Source organism: Cognatundibacterium jejuense, from assembly GCF_014284255.1.
Taxonomy (GTDB): domain Bacteria; phylum Pseudomonadota; class Gammaproteobacteria; order Burkholderiales; family Burkholderiaceae_D; genus Undibacterium; species Undibacterium jejuense.
The window spans coordinates 27,611-46,255 of record NZ_JACOFV010000021.1 but is presented as its reverse complement, the minus strand read 5'-3'; the positions used below and the strand labels follow the sequence as shown (position 1 = coordinate 46,255).

General features: G+C 47.6%; 17 protein-coding genes and 1 tRNA gene. 9 read left to right on the top strand and 9 right to left on the bottom strand.

The genetic code is table 11. The features are described 5' to 3' along the window. Positions 1–6: 6 nt before the first annotated feature. A complete protein-coding gene (bamE, locus tag H8K32_RS18380) occupies positions 7–525 on the bottom strand; it encodes an outer membrane protein assembly factor BamE domain-containing protein (protein WP_186914021.1) in 519 nt (172 codons plus the stop codon). A gap of 281 nt (positions 526–806) precedes the next feature. On the opposite strand from bamE, the gene H8K32_RS18375 reads away from it, so the two are divergent. Both H8K32_RS18375 and H8K32_RS18370 read left to right on the top strand, forming a co-directional pair. Beyond that, positions 807–1,358 carry a DUF2799 domain-containing protein gene (locus H8K32_RS18375; protein ID WP_186914020.1) on the top strand — a complete coding sequence of 184 codons (552 nt, stop codon included), beginning with the start codon at positions 807–809 and terminating at the stop codon, positions 1,356–1,358. Positions 1,359–1,512: 154 nt separating this feature from the next. Continuing rightward, a complete protein-coding gene (locus H8K32_RS18370; protein WP_186914019.1) occupies positions 1,513–2,625 on the top strand; it encodes an HAF repeat-containing protein in 1,113 nt (370 codons plus the stop codon). 100 nt (positions 2,626–2,725) lie between these two features. Here the strand turns inward: H8K32_RS18370 and aqpZ are convergent, their stop codons facing one another. The 5 genes from aqpZ to mutL form a co-directional block, all read right to left on the bottom strand. After that, positions 2,726–3,412 carry an aquaporin Z gene (gene aqpZ / locus H8K32_RS18365; protein WP_186914018.1) on the bottom strand — a complete coding sequence of 229 codons (687 nt, stop codon included), beginning with the start codon at positions 3,410–3,412 and terminating at the stop codon, positions 2,726–2,728. A gap of 208 nt (positions 3,413–3,620) precedes the next feature. Then, on the bottom strand, positions 3,621–6,308 hold the full coding sequence (locus H8K32_RS18360) for a polysaccharide deacetylase family protein (RefSeq protein ID WP_343068074.1): 2,688 nt from the start codon (positions 6,306–6,308) through the stop codon (positions 3,621–3,623). 545 nt (positions 6,309–6,853) lie between these two features. After that, a tRNA-Met gene (locus H8K32_RS18355) sits at positions 6,854–6,930 on the bottom strand. A gap of 107 nt (positions 6,931–7,037) precedes the next feature. Further along, complete coding sequence (gene miaA / locus H8K32_RS18350; protein WP_186914017.1) at positions 7,038–7,985, bottom strand: tRNA (adenosine(37)-N6)-dimethylallyltransferase MiaA; 948 nt, start codon at positions 7,983–7,985, stop codon at positions 7,038–7,040. 75 nt (positions 7,986–8,060) lie between these two features. After that, entirely contained in the window at positions 8,061–9,962 is a 1,902-nt protein-coding gene (mutL, locus tag H8K32_RS18345; RefSeq protein ID WP_186914016.1) for a DNA mismatch repair endonuclease MutL, read from the bottom strand. 79 nt (positions 9,963–10,041) lie between these two features. Here mutL and H8K32_RS18340 point away from each other — a divergent pair, with 79 nt between their 5' ends. Further along, positions 10,042–10,689 carry a VTT domain-containing protein gene (locus H8K32_RS18340; protein WP_186914015.1) on the top strand — a complete coding sequence of 216 codons (648 nt, stop codon included), beginning with the start codon at positions 10,042–10,044 and terminating at the stop codon, positions 10,687–10,689. Positions 10,690–10,767: 78 nt separating this feature from the next. Beyond that, positions 10,768–11,088: a hypothetical protein gene (locus H8K32_RS18335; protein WP_186914014.1), complete on the top strand. Its 321-nt coding sequence runs from the start codon at positions 10,768–10,770 to the stop codon at positions 11,086–11,088. 59 nt (positions 11,089–11,147) lie between these two features. Here the strand turns inward: H8K32_RS18335 and H8K32_RS18330 are convergent, their stop codons facing one another. Together H8K32_RS18330 and tsaE are read right to left on the bottom strand one after the other, a co-directional pair. Next, positions 11,148–12,599, bottom strand: a complete 1,452-nt coding sequence (locus H8K32_RS18330; RefSeq protein WP_186914013.1) for an N-acetylmuramoyl-L-alanine amidase — start codon at positions 12,597–12,599, stop codon at positions 11,148–11,150. After that, a complete protein-coding gene (gene tsaE, locus H8K32_RS18325; protein ID WP_186914012.1) occupies positions 12,563–13,048 on the bottom strand; it encodes a tRNA (adenosine(37)-N6)-threonylcarbamoyltransferase complex ATPase subunit type 1 TsaE in 486 nt (161 codons plus the stop codon). Before tsaE ends, H8K32_RS18330 begins: the two co-directional genes overlap by 37 nt. A 79-nt stretch (positions 13,049–13,127) precedes the next feature. Here tsaE and queG point away from each other — a divergent pair, with 79 nt between their 5' ends. From queG to H8K32_RS18305, 4 genes are all read left to right on the top strand, one after another. Further along, positions 13,128–14,210 carry a tRNA epoxyqueuosine(34) reductase QueG gene (gene queG, locus H8K32_RS18320; RefSeq protein WP_390312331.1) on the top strand — a complete coding sequence of 361 codons (1,083 nt, stop codon included), beginning with the start codon at positions 13,128–13,130 and terminating at the stop codon, positions 14,208–14,210. A gap of 336 nt (positions 14,211–14,546) precedes the next feature. Beyond that, complete coding sequence (locus H8K32_RS18315) at positions 14,547–16,013, top strand: APC family permease (RefSeq protein ID WP_186914011.1); 1,467 nt, start codon at positions 14,547–14,549, stop codon at positions 16,011–16,013. Positions 16,014–16,063: 50 nt separating this feature from the next. Beyond that, entirely contained in the window at positions 16,064–16,546 is a 483-nt protein-coding gene (locus H8K32_RS18310) for a CreA family protein (protein ID WP_186914010.1), read from the top strand. A 173-nt stretch (positions 16,547–16,719) separates the two neighbouring features. Next, positions 16,720–17,583, top strand: a complete 864-nt coding sequence (locus tag H8K32_RS18305; protein WP_186914009.1) for an HDOD domain-containing protein — start codon at positions 16,720–16,722, stop codon at positions 17,581–17,583. A gap of 77 nt (positions 17,584–17,660) precedes the next feature. On the opposite strand, the gene H8K32_RS18300 is transcribed toward H8K32_RS18305, so the two are convergent. Then, on the bottom strand, positions 17,661–17,855 hold the full coding sequence (locus H8K32_RS18300; protein WP_186914008.1) for a hypothetical protein: 195 nt from the start codon (positions 17,853–17,855) through the stop codon (positions 17,661–17,663). Positions 17,856–18,283: 428 nt separating this feature from the next. Here H8K32_RS18300 and H8K32_RS18295 point away from each other — a divergent pair, with 428 nt between their 5' ends. Beyond that, positions 18,284–18,448 carry a hypothetical protein gene (locus H8K32_RS18295; RefSeq protein ID WP_186914007.1) on the top strand — a complete coding sequence of 55 codons (165 nt, stop codon included), beginning with the start codon at positions 18,284–18,286 and terminating at the stop codon, positions 18,446–18,448. Positions 18,449–18,645: the final 197 nt, after the last annotated feature.

The following is an 18,645-nucleotide window of genomic DNA, read 5'->3' as shown; positions in this document are numbered from 1 at the left end:
GCATTGTCAGCGGCCTCTGCCACGTCCCCGTTCTTCATGATCGAATGCTGGATCGGGGCCGTTCTCTAATTTTCTGACGATACCGTTACTGTCAAAATACACCGCCATCAGAAAATTCCATGCGCCGTCTTGCTTAAACGGATAAGACCAGGCTTCCAGTCCGGTTCTGGAGTAGAAATTAGTCAGACTAGGTGCGCCAATGAGTCTTAATACGGCGTCTTTATTGGATACATCAACGGTAATCTTCGAAAAGTTTTCCATCGTTAAAACCTGTTGGTAAGAGATGAGCTTACCATCTGTACCAAAGATCGCCATATGGGTCGCCTGGCCCATTCTACCGCGCATGTATTCCAGTGTGAGTTGGTCGCCAAGACGGTAAATATGCGTAGGTTGTCCTAGTTGCGCAATCACTTCGGCTTCAGTTTGTCCGGGTTTAACAGCGCCGACTCCCCAGCTTTGGCATGCACATAAGCTAGACAGAAGTACCGCAATCGCCCCCAATTGATAAAGTTTTTTGCCCAACATAGAATTCTCCTACGTGAAAGTGGCAATATAGACGCAATATAGACGCAATATAGACGCAATATAGACGCAATATTGCCACCAAACTACTATAAAGGCTTCATTTATCCTTTGTTTTGATGTATTCCAGGCGCCAGAAATTCGTTGAGTGATCTGATTTTTGTGGTGCACATAGACGGGTAAAAAGAAATGTTTCCCCAATGATATAAGCGTGATTATAATATTGTTAATTTCATGCCATCTTTTGCTTTTCTCGTTCCATCACCTATTTATTATTAACTATCATGGCTAACAATTTCTATCGCTCAGCGATTATCGTGCTCTCAGCCTCTGCTGCCTTATTACTCAGTGCTTGCGAGAGCATGAGCCCTGAACAATGCAAGGTGGCAGATTGGGCGCGTACAGGACGAGAAGATGGTTCTAAGGGCGAGTCCAGATCCAATCTGGCGGATTACACCAAAGATTGCGCTAAAGTGGGCGTAACGCCTAGTCCTAGTGCCTATTACTATGGATGGGATCAGGGTATAGCGACTTTCTGCACGCCACAACGTGGTTGGCGTGAAGGTATGGATGGCAACGGTTTTAAACGTGATGCCTGCGCTGGACAAGCTGGTGAACCTGGCTTTGTGATGGCGTTTGATCGTGCCTACCAGATCTACAATATCAACCAACAATTAAGTAATATTGCCTCGACTTCCCGTGATCTTGAGAGAAGATTATCCGAAGCCAAAACCGATGACGAACGTAACAGTTTGCGTAGACAATTGCGCGACCAGGACAAAGCCGCAGAAAATTTGCGCTTTAACTTGCAATTGATGAATACCGTTCAACCTTAATTTTTTTCTTCACCATCAACTGAGCGCATTTGCGCTCAGTTCGTTTCGCTGTTGCTTCCGCCTTAAAAGTTGTTCGCTCGCATTTGCTGTTTCTTTCGCTGTTTGTGCTGTCCAAGATATTGATCAGTACTTCGCTCAAAAAAAGGAGAATCGCATGCATCACCGTTTATTCCGGTTTGCTTTATTGTCGTTAGTTGTATTGAGTAGTGAAGCCTTTGCTATCAGCAATTCGGTCGGTATTTCGCGTCAGCAGTATGGTGAGTCAATCGCTTACGACATGAATGCGTCCGGTCAGATTGCTGCTGTTATCAAAGAAAAAAATGGTACGCCGCATGCTGTTTTCTATGACAAAGGTCAGTTGATCAAGCTAGAGCTTCCTGGAGAAACAGAAAGCGAAGCCAAGCACATCAACGACCGTGGTGAGGTAATTGGCTATTCAAAAATCGGCAACATTGCCAGCGCATTTATCCGTGATCGTAACCATCATCAACAAGAGATTGGCACATTAGGCGGCCCAAACAGCTGCGGTGTTGCTATTAATGACGAGGGTGTCGCCACAGGTTTTGCTGACACCGTCGATGGTGATTGGCACGCCTTTTTGTACACACCGGGAGAGGCTTTAAAAGATCTGGGCACCCTGGGTGGTAAAGTGAGCTATGCAGGCGGAATCAATAATCAGGGGCAGGTAGCTGGCACAGCGACGACTGAAGATGGATCACGCCATGCGTTTTTATACGACAAAACGACCGGCATGAAAGATCTTGGAACACTGGGTGGTCGCTATAGCTCCGCCACAGGCATCAACGATCAGGGCGTTGTGGTTGGAACAGCAGAAACCAAAGATCGTCGCTGGCATGCGTTTGTTCATGACGGCAAACAGATGATCGATCTCGGTGAAAAAATTGGCTATGGCGATAGTTTTGCCACTGGCATCAATAAAGAAGGTCATGTGGTTGGTATTGTTGATCTTGCCGATATACGTTACACCTTTGTCTGGCGTGACAACAAAATTACTATGCATCCTAGTGGTAAAAGTCTTTACCTGACCAATGCGATTAATAATGCTGGTCAAGTGATTGGTGCCAGTTATGATCATGGCCTCAATGCCGCGACCATGCCTTCTAACGCTATTCCATTTGTTGATCTTGGCGGTAGCAAAATTCTCGGCTTCAACCTGCTTGTTGTATTGATGGCGCTGCTGATGGCGATTTATCGCAAGCGTTTGAAAGGATTATTTTTTCAGGATCGACCATTTTTTGGAGCATGATCCGTATCAATAAGAGAGTTAAAAAGCCCGGCGCTCAATAAGTAGCGCTGGGCTTTTTTAATGTGTTCCGCGTTTTAAAGCAAACGCCAGGATTTAAATATTACTTGTCACTGCCGATAAATTTGTAGATCAATCCACCAAGCACTGCGCCAATGATAGGTGCAACCCAGAACATCCATAATTGCGAAACAGCCCAGTCACCCACATACAACGCGACTGTGGTGCTGCGTGCAGGGTTGACGGAAGTGTTTGTCACCGGAATGCTGATCAAGTGAATCAAGGTCAGACCTAAACCGATTGCCAGCGGTGCAAAACCTGCTGGCGCACGTTTATCTGTTGCACCAAGAATGATGAACAAAAACATCATGGTCATCACCACTTCGCAGATAAAGCCCGCAACCATCGTGTATTGACCCGGGGAGTGTTCACCAAAACCATTTGATGCAAAACCGCCAGCCACATCAAAACCAGCTTTGCCGCTGGCGATTAAATACAGAACACCGCCCGCCGCCAGACCACCAATGACTTGTGCAACGATGTAAGGGATCACTTGCTTAGCCGGAAAACGACCGCCTACCCAAAGTCCAACGGATACCGCCGGATTCAAATGGCAACCAGATATGTGGCCAATCGCATATGCCATCGTCAATACCGTGAGGCCAAATGCCAAAGAGACGCCAACAAAACCAATGCCCAAACCAGGAAAGCCAGCCGCCAGAACAGCGCTGCCGCAACCGCCTAGCACTAACCAAAAGGTCCCAATAAATTCTGCTCCGTATGCTTTCATATTGTTTGCCTTAAATTCAAATTTGAAAAATGTGAAATTTCATTCATTGTCATCGAGACAATGGTCGGCAGTATATATCAGATTTTTTTGTAAAATAAGTTTCAATCAGAAATTTAACAATGTTTGATCGTGAGAGAAATATTTATGAAATAATAACCACAGGTAGGGTCGCCACCTGTGGCTTTTTGGAAAGAAGGGTAGCTATTTATCAGAGCTTTTCTATCTGCTGTTTCGCATAGGTCGCAGAGGGTGAATTGGGGTTTAATTCCAGATAGGTCTGATATGCTTTTTTCGCTTTGGCGTTATCCCCCACATGGAAGTAGGAATCGCCCAAATTCAGATACGCAATCGCACGCGACGGATCGATTTTGACGGTGTTTTCAAACCAGCGTGCCGCCTCGGCGTATTTTTCGCGCTTGTAATAAACAAAGCCCAGATTGTTGGCGGCAAGGGCAAAGTCAGGGCGCAGTTTTAATGCTTCCGTAAATTGTGCTTCGGCTTCATCGTAGTGCTTTTCTTTGTAAAACTGCAGCCCACGATCATTCGCATGCTGTGCCATTTGCCGGGCAGAGACGGGGATGGCAACAGGTGTAACGATGGTTTGTACCGTGCCCTGTAAATCTTTAATCTTGACGACTGGCGCTGATTTCGCACCAGTGTTTTTGCTGTCAGCAATGGCTTCAGGTCTGCTTGAATCGAGTTTGCTATTGAGCGCAATCGCGTCATTGGACAGTTGTGCCGTAGAGGTATTGAGGTATTCCGTTTCAACCGGTAATTCAAATACAAAATCGCCACCTTCAGATCCTGGCAAGCTACCAAAAGCAGGCGTTTGCTTTGATACCGCCGCTACTGCTGGCGCCACGTAAGCGGCAAGCTCGGTTGCCGTGATAATGCCGTCACCATTCAAATCGGCTTTACCAGACAATCCTTGCATCAAGGTCCAGGTAAATACCGAATGACCATTGGGCCCGCCGTCTGCCACCATTTGATCGGTGCCGCCTGCTGTCAACATCTGGCGACCGATACGCTTGGCGTTATCACGCAGGTAGTTAGAAGCCCCGCCACGGGTTAATCCCAGCCCGCTGTAACACGCATCCATCACAAAGAGCACGTGCTTCGAGGTCAGGCTTTCTGAGATATTTTGAATCTCCGTCATCGGAATCGCATCAGCGGCAAATTCATTCGGATCAGAATCCACCGGAACGATGTAGCCCAGATCGCGTCCAGAACTTAACTTACGAGTTGCCCCATGACCCGCAAAAAAGACAAAAATCCGGTCATTTTTTTGAATACTAGAATTTGCCAGCCGATCATGGAAGGCCGCCAAAATTCCGTTACGTGTCGCCTCGCCATTTTGGAGCGAGAACACATGATCAGCAGGGAAGCCAAGTTTCTCAATCAGGATTTGACGCACACCCTGCGCATCTTGTACCGCATATTGCAGCTTAGGCCATTTCGCGTAGTCATTAATGCCAATCACCATCGCCCAAGAGTTGCTATAACCTGCGCTGACAGAGACTTTTTCTGGGGCTGCTTTTTCGCTTTTAGCGACCGTAAATGTGCTGCCATCCCAGCCGGCAAACTTATAGCCATCAGCGACCAATTTGTCCATAATCACAGGCAGCGCCTTGACTGCGCGGTCATGAATATCGTGGAACAGAATGATGCCGTGGCCTTGCTTCTCAACTGCTTTTAAAACACGATCCGCAATCGAACTAGGAATGGGATCAGCCCAGTCCAGCGAATCAATATTCCACATCACCGATTGCAGATGCGCTTTTTCCAGGGCTTGCAGACCTTCCTGATTGTGTGCACCATACGGGAAGCGGAAGAGCGGCGAGCGATTCGTATCCATGCTCTTCAACAAGGCATCCGTATTAAAAATTTCTTTGTTCAGCGAGTCGCCGCTTAATTTGGATAACTGGGCATGAGAGAAACTATGATTGCCAATGACAAAGCCTGCATCACGTAGCTTCTGACTGATCTTGGCTGTTGCTGCCAGCGTCGCGGTGCCATCCGCATTGACCGTACCCAGATTTTGACCAACATTAAAGAAGACCGCTGGCGCTTCATATTGTTTAAGAATCGCAGCGATTTCTTCGGTGTATTGTTTGTGCGGGCCATCATCAAAAGTCAGTGCGATCGTTTTTGGTGGCAGCTTGTCGCCGAAGATTTCACGTTCAGCCTTTTTGCTGTCGGCGTCAGTGGGGTCATCTTTGACGGGGGCAGGGAGCACCGTGCCGTAGTCCTTGAGGATTTTCTCACGCGAATATTGCTCCTTCAGATGCGCAACATAAGCGTCCCATTTCTCACGTTTCAGAACGATCCCGCGCTGATCAAAATGACCGAAGATCTGTCCCAATTCTTTTTCGTAATTGCGCTCGATTTCATTTAACGCATCCAGATCCTCAGAAATGCGCTTATGCATTTTGATCGCCGTCAGCGAGCTATCTTTAGTTACCGAGCTTTGCAGCGAAGTCAGCACTTCTTTAAACGCAAGGCGATCAGCGTCAAACAAGCTGTTGTCAGACTCAACGTAATCCAGCAAACGATTGATGGTCTCAAAACGCTTGGCATCAGCGGACGTAAAGAGCTTATCTAGCGCGTTTTTCAGGGCAGTTATTTTGTCCTGATTCTCATGAAACACTTGTTGACCGACGTTGACACTCGCCGCCAATTCCGGCTTAGACATCTTCTCCTCGTCCGCCACCAGAACAATGATCTTGCGGTAATTGGCGAGGACCTCTTTCAATTGATTCTCAAGTACCACATCATTCGACGACGCAACGACGGAACCCTCAGGCACGTTGGCTGACTTGCCCCGATAATAAAACGCCGCTCCAGCGGCAATCGAAATCAAGACCAGAGTTATTGCACTTATTTTAATAATTTTCACGATGGAGCCATGAGATGAGATGGGATATAGAACCGAAGATATAGAACCGAGATTTCTCAGTTCTGAATAGACGCAATTTTATCGTGAAATTATAAAATACTAATAAATGCCTTCATGTTAGCTTCATCTTGCAACCAGAAAGCAACAAAGCGAAAAGTCACAGTACATTAAAAATCTATGTGAGTCATAGCTTTATCAAGTAAAGACATGGATCACTACTTATTGCATTTGATGGTGATAACGAAGATGCATGTTTGATGCGTTTTTTTTAGATAATGATTAATAATATATTTTGGGGAACTAATAGATGACGGAAATTAATAAAAATCTAAACGAGCTATTGGATATCTCTAAGAATTCAAAAAGTGTTGGCGCTGATTCCCCCGCCTATCGGTTTTGAAGGTATGACAATATACCGTCAAATATACCGTCAAAAGTTGCGGATTTCAACGAACGTTAAAATACCGTAGAGAACAAAAAACCCGCTGTAGCCTAAGCTAGAAGCGGGTTTTTTGTACGTTACTGAACTAGTCAGAACGAAATTCTGGTGGTGATAGGTGGACTTGAACCACCGACCCCAGCATTATGAGTGCTGTGCTCTAACCAACTGAGCTATATCACCAAGAAGCCTGAGATTATGGCAGGATGCGCTTGTGGTGTCAATACTGAGGTCCATCTTTTTGCTGAAAACGCCTGCGAATATTTAAAAAGACAAGCTTTATCTCTGATTTATTTCGTTGCTGGCAGGTCAAGTTGCTGTTGCGCTAATTGCAGAATCTGCGCTGGTGGATTGGGGCTCAGGCAGTCGATGACGATGCGTTCTGGCATGGAACGTAGCCAGGTGAGCTGGCGTTTGGCCAGTTGGCGGGTGGCGATGATGCCGCGTTCGCGCATGTCGTCGTAGCTGATCAGTTGGTCGAGATAGTCCCAGGCCTGGCGATAACCGACGCAGCGTATCGATGGCAAATTGGCGTGTAGCGCTGGCCGTTGCTTGAGCATTTTCACTTCATCGATAAAGCCGTTTTGAAGCATCAGATCAAAGCGTAGCGCGATACGCTGGTGTAAGACGCTGCGATCAGACGGTTCTAAGGATACGGCGAGCATATCAAAGGCGGGGCCTGCTTTGGTTTGGCGGGCGAACAAGGTCGACATGGTTTCGCCGGCGATGGCATAGATTTCTAAGGCGCGTTGTATGCGCTGGCTATCGTTGGGTTTTAAGCGTGCCGCGGTGTCGGGATCGATTTCTGCCAGGCGGGCATGCAGGCCGGGTACGCCTATGCGTTCGGCTTCGGCATCGAGTTCGGCGCGGATTGCCGGGTCGGCGCCAGGTAGGTCGTCCAGGCCATTTTTTAAGGCATTGAAATACATCATGGTGCCGCCGACTAAGATGGGCAACTTGCCACGGGATTGTATGTCCTGGACTAAGCGTTCGGTATCTTTACGAAATTGCGCGACGGAATACGATTCTGCCGGATCGATGATGTCGATCAAATGATGTGGTGCGCTGGCCAGTTCTTCGGCACTGGGTTTGGCGGTGCCTATATTCATATCGCGATACACCAATGCCGAATCCACCGAGATAATTTCGGATGGAATATGCTTGGCGATTTCTAAGGCAGCAGCGGTTTTACCCGATGCGGTAGGGCCCATGATGGCGATGACTTTGGCCTGGTTCATGATGCTGACTTTCTGTATGAAACTGCCGCCCTGCATTAACGGTGCAGGGCGGCGTGAAGGTGCTAACGTGGTGATTTACTGCCCACGTAAAAACATTTTATCGAGGTCATTCATACCCAATTGCACCCAGGTTGGGCGACCGTGATTGCATTGGTCGGCGCGTTCGGTGTGTTCCATCTGGCGCAACAGGGCGTTCATTTCTGGCACGGTGAGGCTGCGATTGGCGCGTACCGCGGTATGGCAGGCGAGGGTGCCAAGCAATTCATTGCGGCGATCGATCAACACTCGCGAGCCGCCAAATTCACGCACTTCGCGCAAGACATCGCGTGCCAGTGATTGGGCGTCGGCGTTTTTGAGTAACGCGGGTACGGCACGCACTGCCAATGTGGTGGGCGAAATGGCGCTCATATCAAAGCCCAGAGTTTTGAGGGTCTCCTGATGCTCTTCGACGGTGCCAACTTCAACGGCGTCGGCATAAAACGTGACCGGAATCAGCATGGGCTGAACGGGCATGGCGTTCTCATCGAGCGCGTTTTTGAGTTGCTCGTACAAGATGCGTTCATGTGCCGCATGCATGTCCACCAACACCAGGCCTTTGCTGTTTTGTGCCAGCACATAGACACCATGCAGCTGTGCCAGTGCAAAGCCGAGTGGATGATCATCTTCTGGCAACGTGCTGGTTGGCGCTAATGGCGCTAATGCCGCTGAAGGAGCATCAAAGGAGTTATTGGTGTTGTCACTCTTGAAAAACGCACCATAGCTTTGCAAGCTTTGGGCGACGCCATGTTCATTCTTGCTGCCAAAATGATTGTAGTTCTGACTGCCACCAAAGCCGGATCCATTATTTCCCGCATACGGTGAAGGTGTCGCAAATTGGCTGGCGAATGTGGTTTGCTCACCAGCAATCCACGGCGTTTTACCTGACAGGACGGCAGTTGCAGATGCCGCCGTGGCTGGCGCAGGTACTGTACCAAATGCCGTGGCCGAGGTTTGCGCTAATGCACGGCTGACGGCATGAAATACAAACTGATGCACGGCGCGGCTATCGCGAAAACGTACTTCAATTTTAGAGGGGTGTACATTGACGTCCACCAATGCCGGATCTAAATCGAGCGCCAATACATAGGATGGATAGCGGTCGCCATGCAGCACATCCTGATAGGCAGCGCGCACGGCGTGGGTCAACAATTTATCGCGGACAAAACGGCCGTTAACATAAAAAAACTGGGCATCGGCACGCCCACGTGAGGCCGTTGGCAAACCGACAAAGCCATGTACACGTAAAGGGCCAGCGCTTTCATCAAGTGGCAAACGGGCGCTGGAAAACGCATCGCCCAGAATCTGCGCGCTACGCTTATCAATCGCGCTGACATTCCAGTGGTCGACGGCTTTGCCATTGTGGGTCAATGAAAATGAGACGTCTGGTCGCGCTAATGCAATTCGGCGCACAACTTCGGCACAATGACCAAATTCAGTTTGTTCTGATTTTAAAAATTTACGTCGCGCCGGGGTGTTGTAGTACAGGTCTTGTACGTCAACGGTGGTGCCAATAGCGCCAGAAGCGGGCGAAATTTTACCGGCTTCGATTTGCCACGCATGCGGCGCGTCGGCGGTGCGCGTCGTCAGTGTGAGCAAAGACACCGAGGCAATCGATGCCAACGCCTCACCACGAAAACCTAAGGTGGCGACATTTTCTAATTCAGTCAGCGACGATATTTTGGAGGTGGCATGACGCGCTACTGCCAATGGTAATTGCTCTGGCGGTATGCCGCGCCCGTTGTCACAAATGGCGATACGTTTGACGCCGCCTTCTTCGAGGCGAATCGTGATATTGGTCGCACCGGCATCCAAGGCGTTTTCTAATACTTCTTTGACCACGGCAGACGGACGTTCTACCACTTCGCCAGCGGCGATCTGGGAAATCAGGTTGTCGGGCAGGGCCTGGATAGGCCGGTAAGCAGGTAAATTCGTATTCATCCCCCGATTATACCTGTCTGTGCTTGCGCGTAATACGCCATAGTGTATGATTGCGTCGGCTTCATTGACTAGGATGATAATGGATTTAATGCAATTATTTGACATGATCTTGCATGTCGACAAAATGCTGGATGCGGTAATCAAGCAATATGGGACATTGGTCTATTTTGTCTTATTTGTAATTATTTTTTGCGAAACGGCGTTTGTTATTTTTCCGTTTTTACCTGGTGATTCTTTATTGTTCATCGCCGGCACGTTCAGTGCTACCGGTTCTTTGAACGTCTGGGGCATCATTGTTTTATTCTTACTTGCGTCAATTTTGGGCAATACGGTCAATTATTGGATAGGTAGTCTGATTGGTCATAAAATTCTGGAAAAGAATTACAGTTGGCTAGATAAAAACGCCCTGATGAAGACGCATGAATTCTATGAAAAGCATGGCGGTAAAACCGTGGTGCTGGCGCGCTTTATTCCTATCGTCAGAACGTTTGCGCCGTTTGTTGCCGGCATTTCTGATATGACGCACAAAACTTTCCAGACATTCAATGTGCTTGGCGCTTTGTTGTGGATTTTTTCTTTGGTCTTGTGCGGCTATTTCTTTGGCAATATCCCAATGATTCGTGATCATTTGAATACCATCGTTTTATTTGGCGTCGGTGTGGCGATTATTCCGGTGGTATTGGGTACGCTGTGGAAGTTGTTGACGGGTTTCCGTCGTACATCCTGATTTTGTAGGGTGGGTGTCACCCTTCCGAAGTATCGATATCAACGTATCGACATTGCTATCAGGTCAATCTTGAAAAACATGACGACTTCTTCCAAGCTGATCTGGCTGCACCAGTATGCGCCAGATAAGCCTGAAGTCGGGCAGCCTTGTAACGGCTGCGGCGTTTGTTGCGCTGCCGAACCTTGTCCGGTGGCGCTATTTTTTTTGTGGCAACGCACTGGTCGTTGTCAGGCGTTGGTGTGGGATGAATCGCAGAAGATGTACCGTTGCGGCATGTTGATTCAGCCTTCAACGTATCTCGTGTGGCTGCCGTTACGTTGGCAGAGTTGGTTTGCGCGGCGGGTCAGACGTTGGATTGCTGCAGGTGTGGCTTGCGATTCATCTGCTACGATTGAATAAAAAAGCCCGGGTTTGCAGTTCACAAGCCGGGCTTTTTTTTCTATGATCAGCGACGAAGATCAGGTAAATCGACTCTTCGCCAGCGGCGGATTACGCGAGAAATATTTTTTGACCCCTTTCAATATCGCCTCAGCCATTTGATCCTGATAGGCGTCATCTGTCAGTTTGGCTTCTTCTTCCGGATTCGAAATAAACGCAGTTTCAATCAAAATACTAGGGATATCTGGCGCTTTTAATACTGCAAAACCAGCTTGTTCTACAGAGCCTTTATGCAGCTTATTGATACCGCTGATTTCTGATAAAACGACTTTGCCGAGTTTTAAACTGTCATTAATCTGTGCGGTGGTAGACAAATCGAGTAAGACGCTGGCGAGTTGTTTGTCGTGGCTCTTGATATTGACGCCACCAATCAGATCGGCAGCATTTTCATTGTCTGCTAGCCAGCGTGCGGCGGCAGAGCTGGCACCTTTGTCAGACAAGACAAAAACCGACGAGCCTTGTGCGGAAGAATTCACAAATGCATCAGCGTGGACGGACATAAACAAATCGGCCTGCACCGCACGTGCTTTTTGCACCCTGACATTCAACGGAACAAAAAAATCTGCATCGCGGGTCAACATGACGCGCATATTTGGTTGTTGTTCAATTTTGGCTTTTAAACGTTTAGCGATCGACAGCACCACGTCTTTTTCACGGTTGCCACCGCGGCCGGTCGCACCCGGGTCTTCGCCACCGTGGCCAGGATCAATCGCAATCGTAATCATGCGGCCGTTAGATGCTGATTTTTCCTGGGGGGGGAAATCGGCTTTGGGTTCTGGTTTAGGTTCGAATTTGGGGTCAATCTTTGCTTCTGCTTTGCTATCGTTCCTGGCAATCGTAGTCGATGTATCGTGCTTTGGAACATTGGCGAGCGGCGGATTGACGTTCGGGATCGTTGGAGCAACTTGAGTTGGCTTGTTGTCGCTTTGCCATTCGCCTTTTTCTATCATTGCCATAATCGGATCTGGTGCCGATGCCGGATACAGATCAAATACCAGGCGATGCTTGTAAGTACCTACAGGTTGTAGCGTAAATACCTGCGGGCTGACTTCTTCTTTCAGGTCGAATACCAGACGAACCACATTCGGTTTATTTTGACCGACTCTGACTTGTTTGATATACGGGTCATTCGATTGAATTTTGGCGACCAACTCTTTTAAGGTTGGATTAAGTTCCAGACCTTCTATATCGACCACCAAACGCTCTGGATTTTTGACCGTAAAATAATTGGTCACCAGCTCACTGTCATTTTCCAAAGTAACACGCGTGTAGTCTTCGGCTGGCCAGACGCGCACTGCGAGGATTTTTGCGGCTTGTGACACTTGCGGAACAAAGACTGAGAGCAGTAAAGTGCCACCCGCTTTGATGAAAGTGCGGCGTGTTTTTGCCAGGCGCGTGGCGCTGGCTGCGGTGGCGTCAGGATTAAATTCTGTGCTTACAGATTCGGGGCAAATTGGAGTGATGCGAGACATGCGGTACCTTTGACTGACAACGCCCGCAATTCTACCTCACGACCGTCGCCTTTGACGCTTAAAAATACATGCAAATCGGGTTCGGGTAGCAGACCATCGGCTTTTTCAGGCCATTCAACGATGCAAACATTCTTTTCGTTAAACTCTTCTCTGAAGCCTGCTTCGGTAAATTCTTCTGCACTGATCATCCGGTATAGGTCAAAATGCATAATAGTGCTTGCCTGACCTTTGATTTGTACAGCATATGGCTCTGCCAGCGTATAAGTTGGACTTTTGACAGTACCTGTATAACCCGCAGCGTGAATCAAAGAGCGGGTCAGTGAAGTTTTGCCAGCACCCAGATCACCGTGCAAAAAAATGCTCATGCCAGGACTTAGGTGATGCGCAAGACACTTACCTAATGCCTGAGTTGCAGCTTCATCGTGCAGTGTAGTTTTATAATGTGACATTTCCAGCCTGACCTCTATCCATGAATTCGCTAAACATAGCATATTGCCCAGCCCTTGTGTATCCGCCGGAGTGTAAAGCGTGAACTTGAATGAACAAGCATTAGCTGATTTATCGATGCAAATAAAGCGTTGGGGTAAGGAGTTCGGCTTTGCTGAAGTTCGTATCGCTGATGTCGATTTAAGTCATGCGGAAGCCGAATTACAGCAATGGCTGGACGCCGGTTACCATGGCGAGATGGCGTATATGGCATCCCATGGTACCAAGCGCAGCCGTCCTGACGAATTAGTGCCAGGCACAGTACGCGTGATTTCGGCACGCATGAATTATTTGCCTTCGGCTGAACAATGGCGGGAAGCGGAAAAAAAACATGCTCCCGATACCGCAGTTATTTCAGTGTACGCGCGTGGGCGCGACTATCACAAAGTATTACGAACCAGGCTGCAACAGCTCGCCGACAAAATCAAAGCGGAGGTAGGCGAATTTGGCTATCGGGTGTTTACCGATTCCGCACCGGTGATGGAAGTGGCGCTGGCTGAAAAATCCGGTCTGGGCTGGCGTGGTAAGCATAGCTTGCTATTAAGTCGTGAAGCGGGCTCGATGTTTTTTTTAGGCGAAATACTGATTGATATTCCGCTGCCAGTGGATCCTCCGGTAGCTGACCATTGCGGTCAATGCCAATCATGTATGGATGTTTGCCCGACCAAGGCAATTGTGGCACCGTATCAGGTTGATGCGCGACGTTGCGTTTCGTACCTGACGATAGAATTGCATGGCAGTATTCCCCTTGAATTGCGTCCCCTGATCGGTAATCGCGTCTATGGTTGTGACGATTGTCAATTATTCTGCCCTTGGAATAAGTTTGCACAAGAGGCGGCGGTTGACGATTTCGAGGTAAGACATGGCCTTGATCATGCGCGGATGGTACATTTATTGCAATGGACAGAAGAACAGTTTCTGCGAATGATGGAGGGCAGTCCCATCCGCCGTATCGGGCACGAGCGCTGGCTACGCAATATCGCGGTCGGTCTTGGCAATGCGGCAAGCACAATGCGTGGTGATGCGGAGATCGTTGCTGCTTTGACAGCCAGACTTTCTCATCCCTCGGAGATAGTACAAGAGCATGTGCGATGGGCACTGGATCAGCACATACCTGTAAATTAGTTGAACCGCAATTTTTTTGAAAGACAATGTCGCATTCCAGGTGCTTGTGGTGCGCGCATCGACGAAAGACCTTAAAAATAGGTCGTCGATCAGCATCCTAAGGAAATTTACCGCTATGATTGCGGTTTTGGTGTAACACAAATGAAATACTTCAGGCATCAAGCCAGTCAGCCTTAGGTTGGATTGACTGAATTTTTGTCGGTTCTATGACATTGTTACGTATATTCTGCGTTCGTAAGTGGTACATAGTATGAATGAAAGCGCCTCTTAAAACGCACATTCATTTATTCACCTGAACTTGAACATCAGCATTGAACATAAGAACAAGGATAGATCTTGAGACAACCATCATTTTTACAGCAATTAACGCGCACCAAGGCGGTTGAAGCACATGACATTATTTCTGAAGATCAACAGCAAAACAGTCTGCACCGGTCCTTAGGCATATTTTCCCTGACGATGATAGGTGTCGGAGCCACGATCGGTACCGGTATTTTCTTTACTATGGTTGAAGCGGTCCCCAAAGCAGGGCCTTCTGTCATTTTGTCATTTTTAATTGCGGCCATGACTGCCGGTTTGACTGCTTTATGTTATTCCGAACTGGCAGCACGGATACCGGCATCCGGTTCTTCTTATTCATTTGCGTATGCGACAGTGGGTGAGTTTGCGGCGTTTGTGGTGGCCGCTTGCTTGCTGCTTGAATATGGTCTGGCTGCGAGTGCGACTGCGATCGGCTGGTCGGCTTATCTCAATAATTTTTTGCAGAATGCGATTGGTTGGCAAATTCCGGAAATATTACGTTCGCCTATGGTTGTTTCAGGCCCCCATGGTGTTGAAATACATCCCGGACAATTCAATCTTCCCCCGGTCGCCTTGGTCGCCATTTGTTGTATTTTGCTTTTGCGTGGAGCCAAAGAGTCGGCAACCGTGAATGCGATTATGGTGATGATTAAACTGGTTATATTGATCTTTTTTTCAGTGATTGCTTTCTCGGGTTTTAATATTGAGCATTTCACTCCGTTTTTTAATACGGATAACAGCAAGGGCATGGCGGGCATGGCTGGTGTGACTGCCGCTGCGGGTACTGTGTTTTTCTCATTTATTGGTCTCGATACAGTGGCCACTGCAGGTGCCGAGGTCAAGGATCCTAAGCGTAACGTGCCGCTCGGCATTATGGCTGCGCTGATTGTAGTGACGGTGTTTTACATGCTAGTTGCTGTTGCTGCAGTTGGTGCACAGCCAGCAAATTTATTTGAAGGCCAGGAAGCCGGTCTGGCAGTGATTTTGCAAAACGTCACAGGCAAAGCATGGCCTGCCCTGATTTTATCTGCGGGAGCAGTGATTTCGGTGTTCAGCGTAACGCTGGTGACTATTTACGGTCAAAGCCGGATTTTGTATGCGATCAGTAAAGATGGTTTGATTCCGTCCTCATTCCAAGTCGTCAATCCACGTACCAGAGCACCTGTTGTCAATACAGTACTGGTTTGTATCGCGGTGGCCATAGTTGCTGGTCTGGTCGATTCTACCTTCTTGTGGGACATGGTCAGTATGGGTACCTTGGTTGCGTTTATCGTTGTGTCATCGGCGGTACCAGTGATTCGAAGTAAAGGTATAGGTCATGGCAGCGACGGCTTTCGCGTGCCATTTGGACCGTATCTGATTCCTGGTTTGAGTATTTTTGCTTGTTTGTATATTTTAAAAGACTTGTCCGACACCACATTCAAGGTATTCTTTATCTGGATGTCAGTGGCGGTCGCTATTTATTTTATCTATAGCAAACGACATTCCAGATTGAATAAGTAAAACGGACGAGATACCACTCCTTCATTGGAAAACAGAAAATGGTGATAAATATGAAATCAGCAGTTCAGGTTGTTACGTTGTTTGCGTCATTATTTGTTGCCAGCACCCAGTTGGTGAGTGCAGAAAATATTGGTAGTGTCGATACCGCATTTAAATTGATAGGCCCAGATCATAAAGTGGTGGTTGAGGCTTATGATGATCCTAAAGTCAACGGGATTACTTGCTACGTATCACGGGCGAAAACGGGCGGTATTTCTGGTGGTTTAGGTTTGGCCGAGGACAAGTCGGAAGCGTCAATTGCCTGCCGTCAGGTCGGCCCTATTAGTTTTACGGGACCATTGAAGCAGGAAGAAGAAGTTTTCAATCAAAGCTTATCGATCTTGTTCAAAAAATTGCGTATTGTTCGCATGGTGGATCAAAAGCGTAACGCCTTGGTTTATCTGACATACTCAGATAAACTGGTGGACGGCTCACCTAAAAATAGTGTGACTGCAGTCGCTGTTGATCACTCTACCGTCATTCCAGTTAAATAAAGTTGTGCTATTGTTCAGGGCTATGATCAAGGACGGATTAGTGATGCCAACGAAATGTTAAGCATCGTTAGCTTTCCTTGATTACGCTGGGTTTCCATTAGCAATAAATTTCTTCACAGTAATGGATACGTTAAAATGCTGCTCGCCAGAAATGACCCTTTCTTCGTTTTAACATGACACCTTCGAGCATTTCCTCCGCTGCCAATGATCAATCCGTTGATTCTTTGATCAAAACGATCCGTATTCCACCACGTCCCAGCATGTTAATTGATGTGCAAACCGAATTGGCATGCAAGGAACCCGATCCACGGCGTCTGGCAGCAACTATTGCTAACGACGTTGCATTGGCGGCCTCGCTGTTGAAGCTGACAAATTCATCGTTTTTTGGTTTGCGTTTGAAAGCGAGTTCAGTCGAACATGCCGTGAACCTGCTCGGAATGCGCCAATGTGGTTTGTTGATGACCGGCATTATCGCGCGGCAATCTGTGCAAGTAGAAAAAGTGTCATTGGTTAAGTTTTGGGATTTTTCTTCTAAAAGGGCACAAGCAATGTCGCATCTTGCCGGGCAGATGCGCATTTGTTCTGCCGATATGGCGCATACTTTTGGCCTGTTTTGCGACATCGGCATTCCCTTGTTGATGGAACGTTTTCCAGACTATCAGCAAACTTTGGATATTGCCTCTCAACAATTCGAGCATAAATTTACCGAAACAGAACAACAGCGTCATAGCACCAGCCATACTTCGATTGGGGCTTTGATGGCGCGTACCTGGGGTTTGCCTGAAGAGGTATCTACCGCTATTCTGTTGCATCATGATTACGAGGTGCTGAATGATGGCGCGACCTCAGAAACGGTCCGTTCCTTGATTGCTTTGGCATTGGTCGCTGAATACAGCATCCACAAATACCATGGTGAAGAAACACTTGCTGAATGGGAAAAAGGCGGTCAACTGGCCACAGATTTTCTGGGCCTATCTCATGACGAATTAGAGGACTGTTTTGAGGAGCTGCACGAGATTTTTAATCACGTACACTAATCATTCAAAGCTATCCTATTTTCAGCAATGCGAGTTGCTTTGTTTGTAGTGATTTGTTGTTGTGATCACTATCCTGATCACAACAAACTATTCACCATTTTTGCTGGCAAACGCACTATCGCAAGCAGTAACTCGAAGACGCCATCTACTGCTATTCCTAGTATCCGCAGAGGTAGTAGCAGCAACCATATCAATGGGTAGAGAATGATTGCCATTAGTGCGAGCGGCCAGCAAAATACAAACAACATCAGCCAGATCAAAAATGTGAGCATGATCGTTTTATCCTGCAATCACACGTAACAAATTACTCAACATGACGAGAGCAATCGTGGCGATGACTACGGCATCCATATTAGCGCTGAGGTTCATGATTTTTCCTTTCAATTTCGTGTTGGGGTGATGTCACTTTAATCCACGAAAAATGGGAGGGCGAGGCACATGAGACCAAGCGTCAATTTGCTATGACAGAATGCTTTTAAATGCGATAAGCAGGAGCGTCCAAAATTTTGGGAGGGGCAACCCGCCAATCACGATTGCTAACGGCAATTTAATGAAGCTTCACACGCCTGTATCAACTTCCAGGCAATGAAAAATCAAATGTATAAAAGTGCTGATTGTCTTTTATTTCTATTTGCATCAATCCACTGAGTCCAATCAATTCTTCACTGCCGCGATTAAAGAAGGATGGCACGAGGAAAAGTTGAATGCCAAAAACAAAGAGGCGGAAAAACAGGCGAAGCGCAAGGCAGTTAAGGATGCCGAAGCAGAACGAGAAAAAGCAGGCGCCGCAAAAATCCAAGATGCAAAAAATGCGAAAGCGATGGCTTGGGAGAAGTTCAACACCTTGTCTGACGATGAGCAATGAACCATTCAGACCGCGTACCTCAGCCAGGCTACAGAGCCTGAAATTGCCGTGTTTAGGAAGCTCAGCACAGACTCTCCGGCGTTTCGGATTTTCTTGCCGAAAGCTATTGCAGATTTAGGATAGTCAGTGAATAGGCAATGGATTGCTCGTGTGTAGACTAGCTTTCCATATCTTCCTAATATAAGAGTGAGACAGAG

Coding starts and splice junctions, on each gene's coding strand:
- bamE (WP_186914021.1), bottom strand. CDS start 525: ATGTTGGGCAAAAAACTTTATCAATTGGGGGCGATTGCGGTACTTCTG.
- H8K32_RS18375 (WP_186914020.1), top strand. CDS start 807: ATGGCTAACAATTTCTATCGCTCAGCGATTATCGTGCTCTCAGCCTCT.
- H8K32_RS18370 (WP_186914019.1), top strand. CDS start 1,513: ATGCATCACCGTTTATTCCGGTTTGCTTTATTGTCGTTAGTTGTATTG.
- aqpZ (WP_186914018.1), bottom strand. CDS start 3,412: ATGAAAGCATACGGAGCAGAATTTATTGGGACCTTTTGGTTAGTGCTA.
- miaA (WP_186914017.1), bottom strand. CDS start 7,985: ATGAACCAGGCCAAAGTCATCGCCATCATGGGCCCTACCGCATCGGGT.
- mutL (WP_186914016.1), bottom strand. CDS start 9,962: ATGAATACGAATTTACCTGCTTACCGGCCTATCCAGGCCCTGCCCGAC.
- H8K32_RS18340 (WP_186914015.1), top strand. CDS start 10,042: ATGGATTTAATGCAATTATTTGACATGATCTTGCATGTCGACAAAATG.
- H8K32_RS18335 (WP_186914014.1), top strand. CDS start 10,768: ATGACGACTTCTTCCAAGCTGATCTGGCTGCACCAGTATGCGCCAGAT.
- H8K32_RS18330 (WP_186914013.1), bottom strand. CDS start 12,599: ATGTCTCGCATCACTCCAATTTGCCCCGAATCTGTAAGCACAGAATTT.
- tsaE (WP_186914012.1), bottom strand. CDS start 13,048: ATGTCACATTATAAAACTACACTGCACGATGAAGCTGCAACTCAGGCA.
- H8K32_RS18310 (WP_186914010.1), top strand. CDS start 16,064: ATGAAATCAGCAGTTCAGGTTGTTACGTTGTTTGCGTCATTATTTGTT.
- H8K32_RS18305 (WP_186914009.1), top strand. CDS start 16,720: ATGACACCTTCGAGCATTTCCTCCGCTGCCAATGATCAATCCGTTGAT.
- H8K32_RS18300 (WP_186914008.1), bottom strand. CDS start 17,855: ATGCTCACATTTTTGATCTGGCTGATGTTGTTTGTATTTTGCTGGCCG.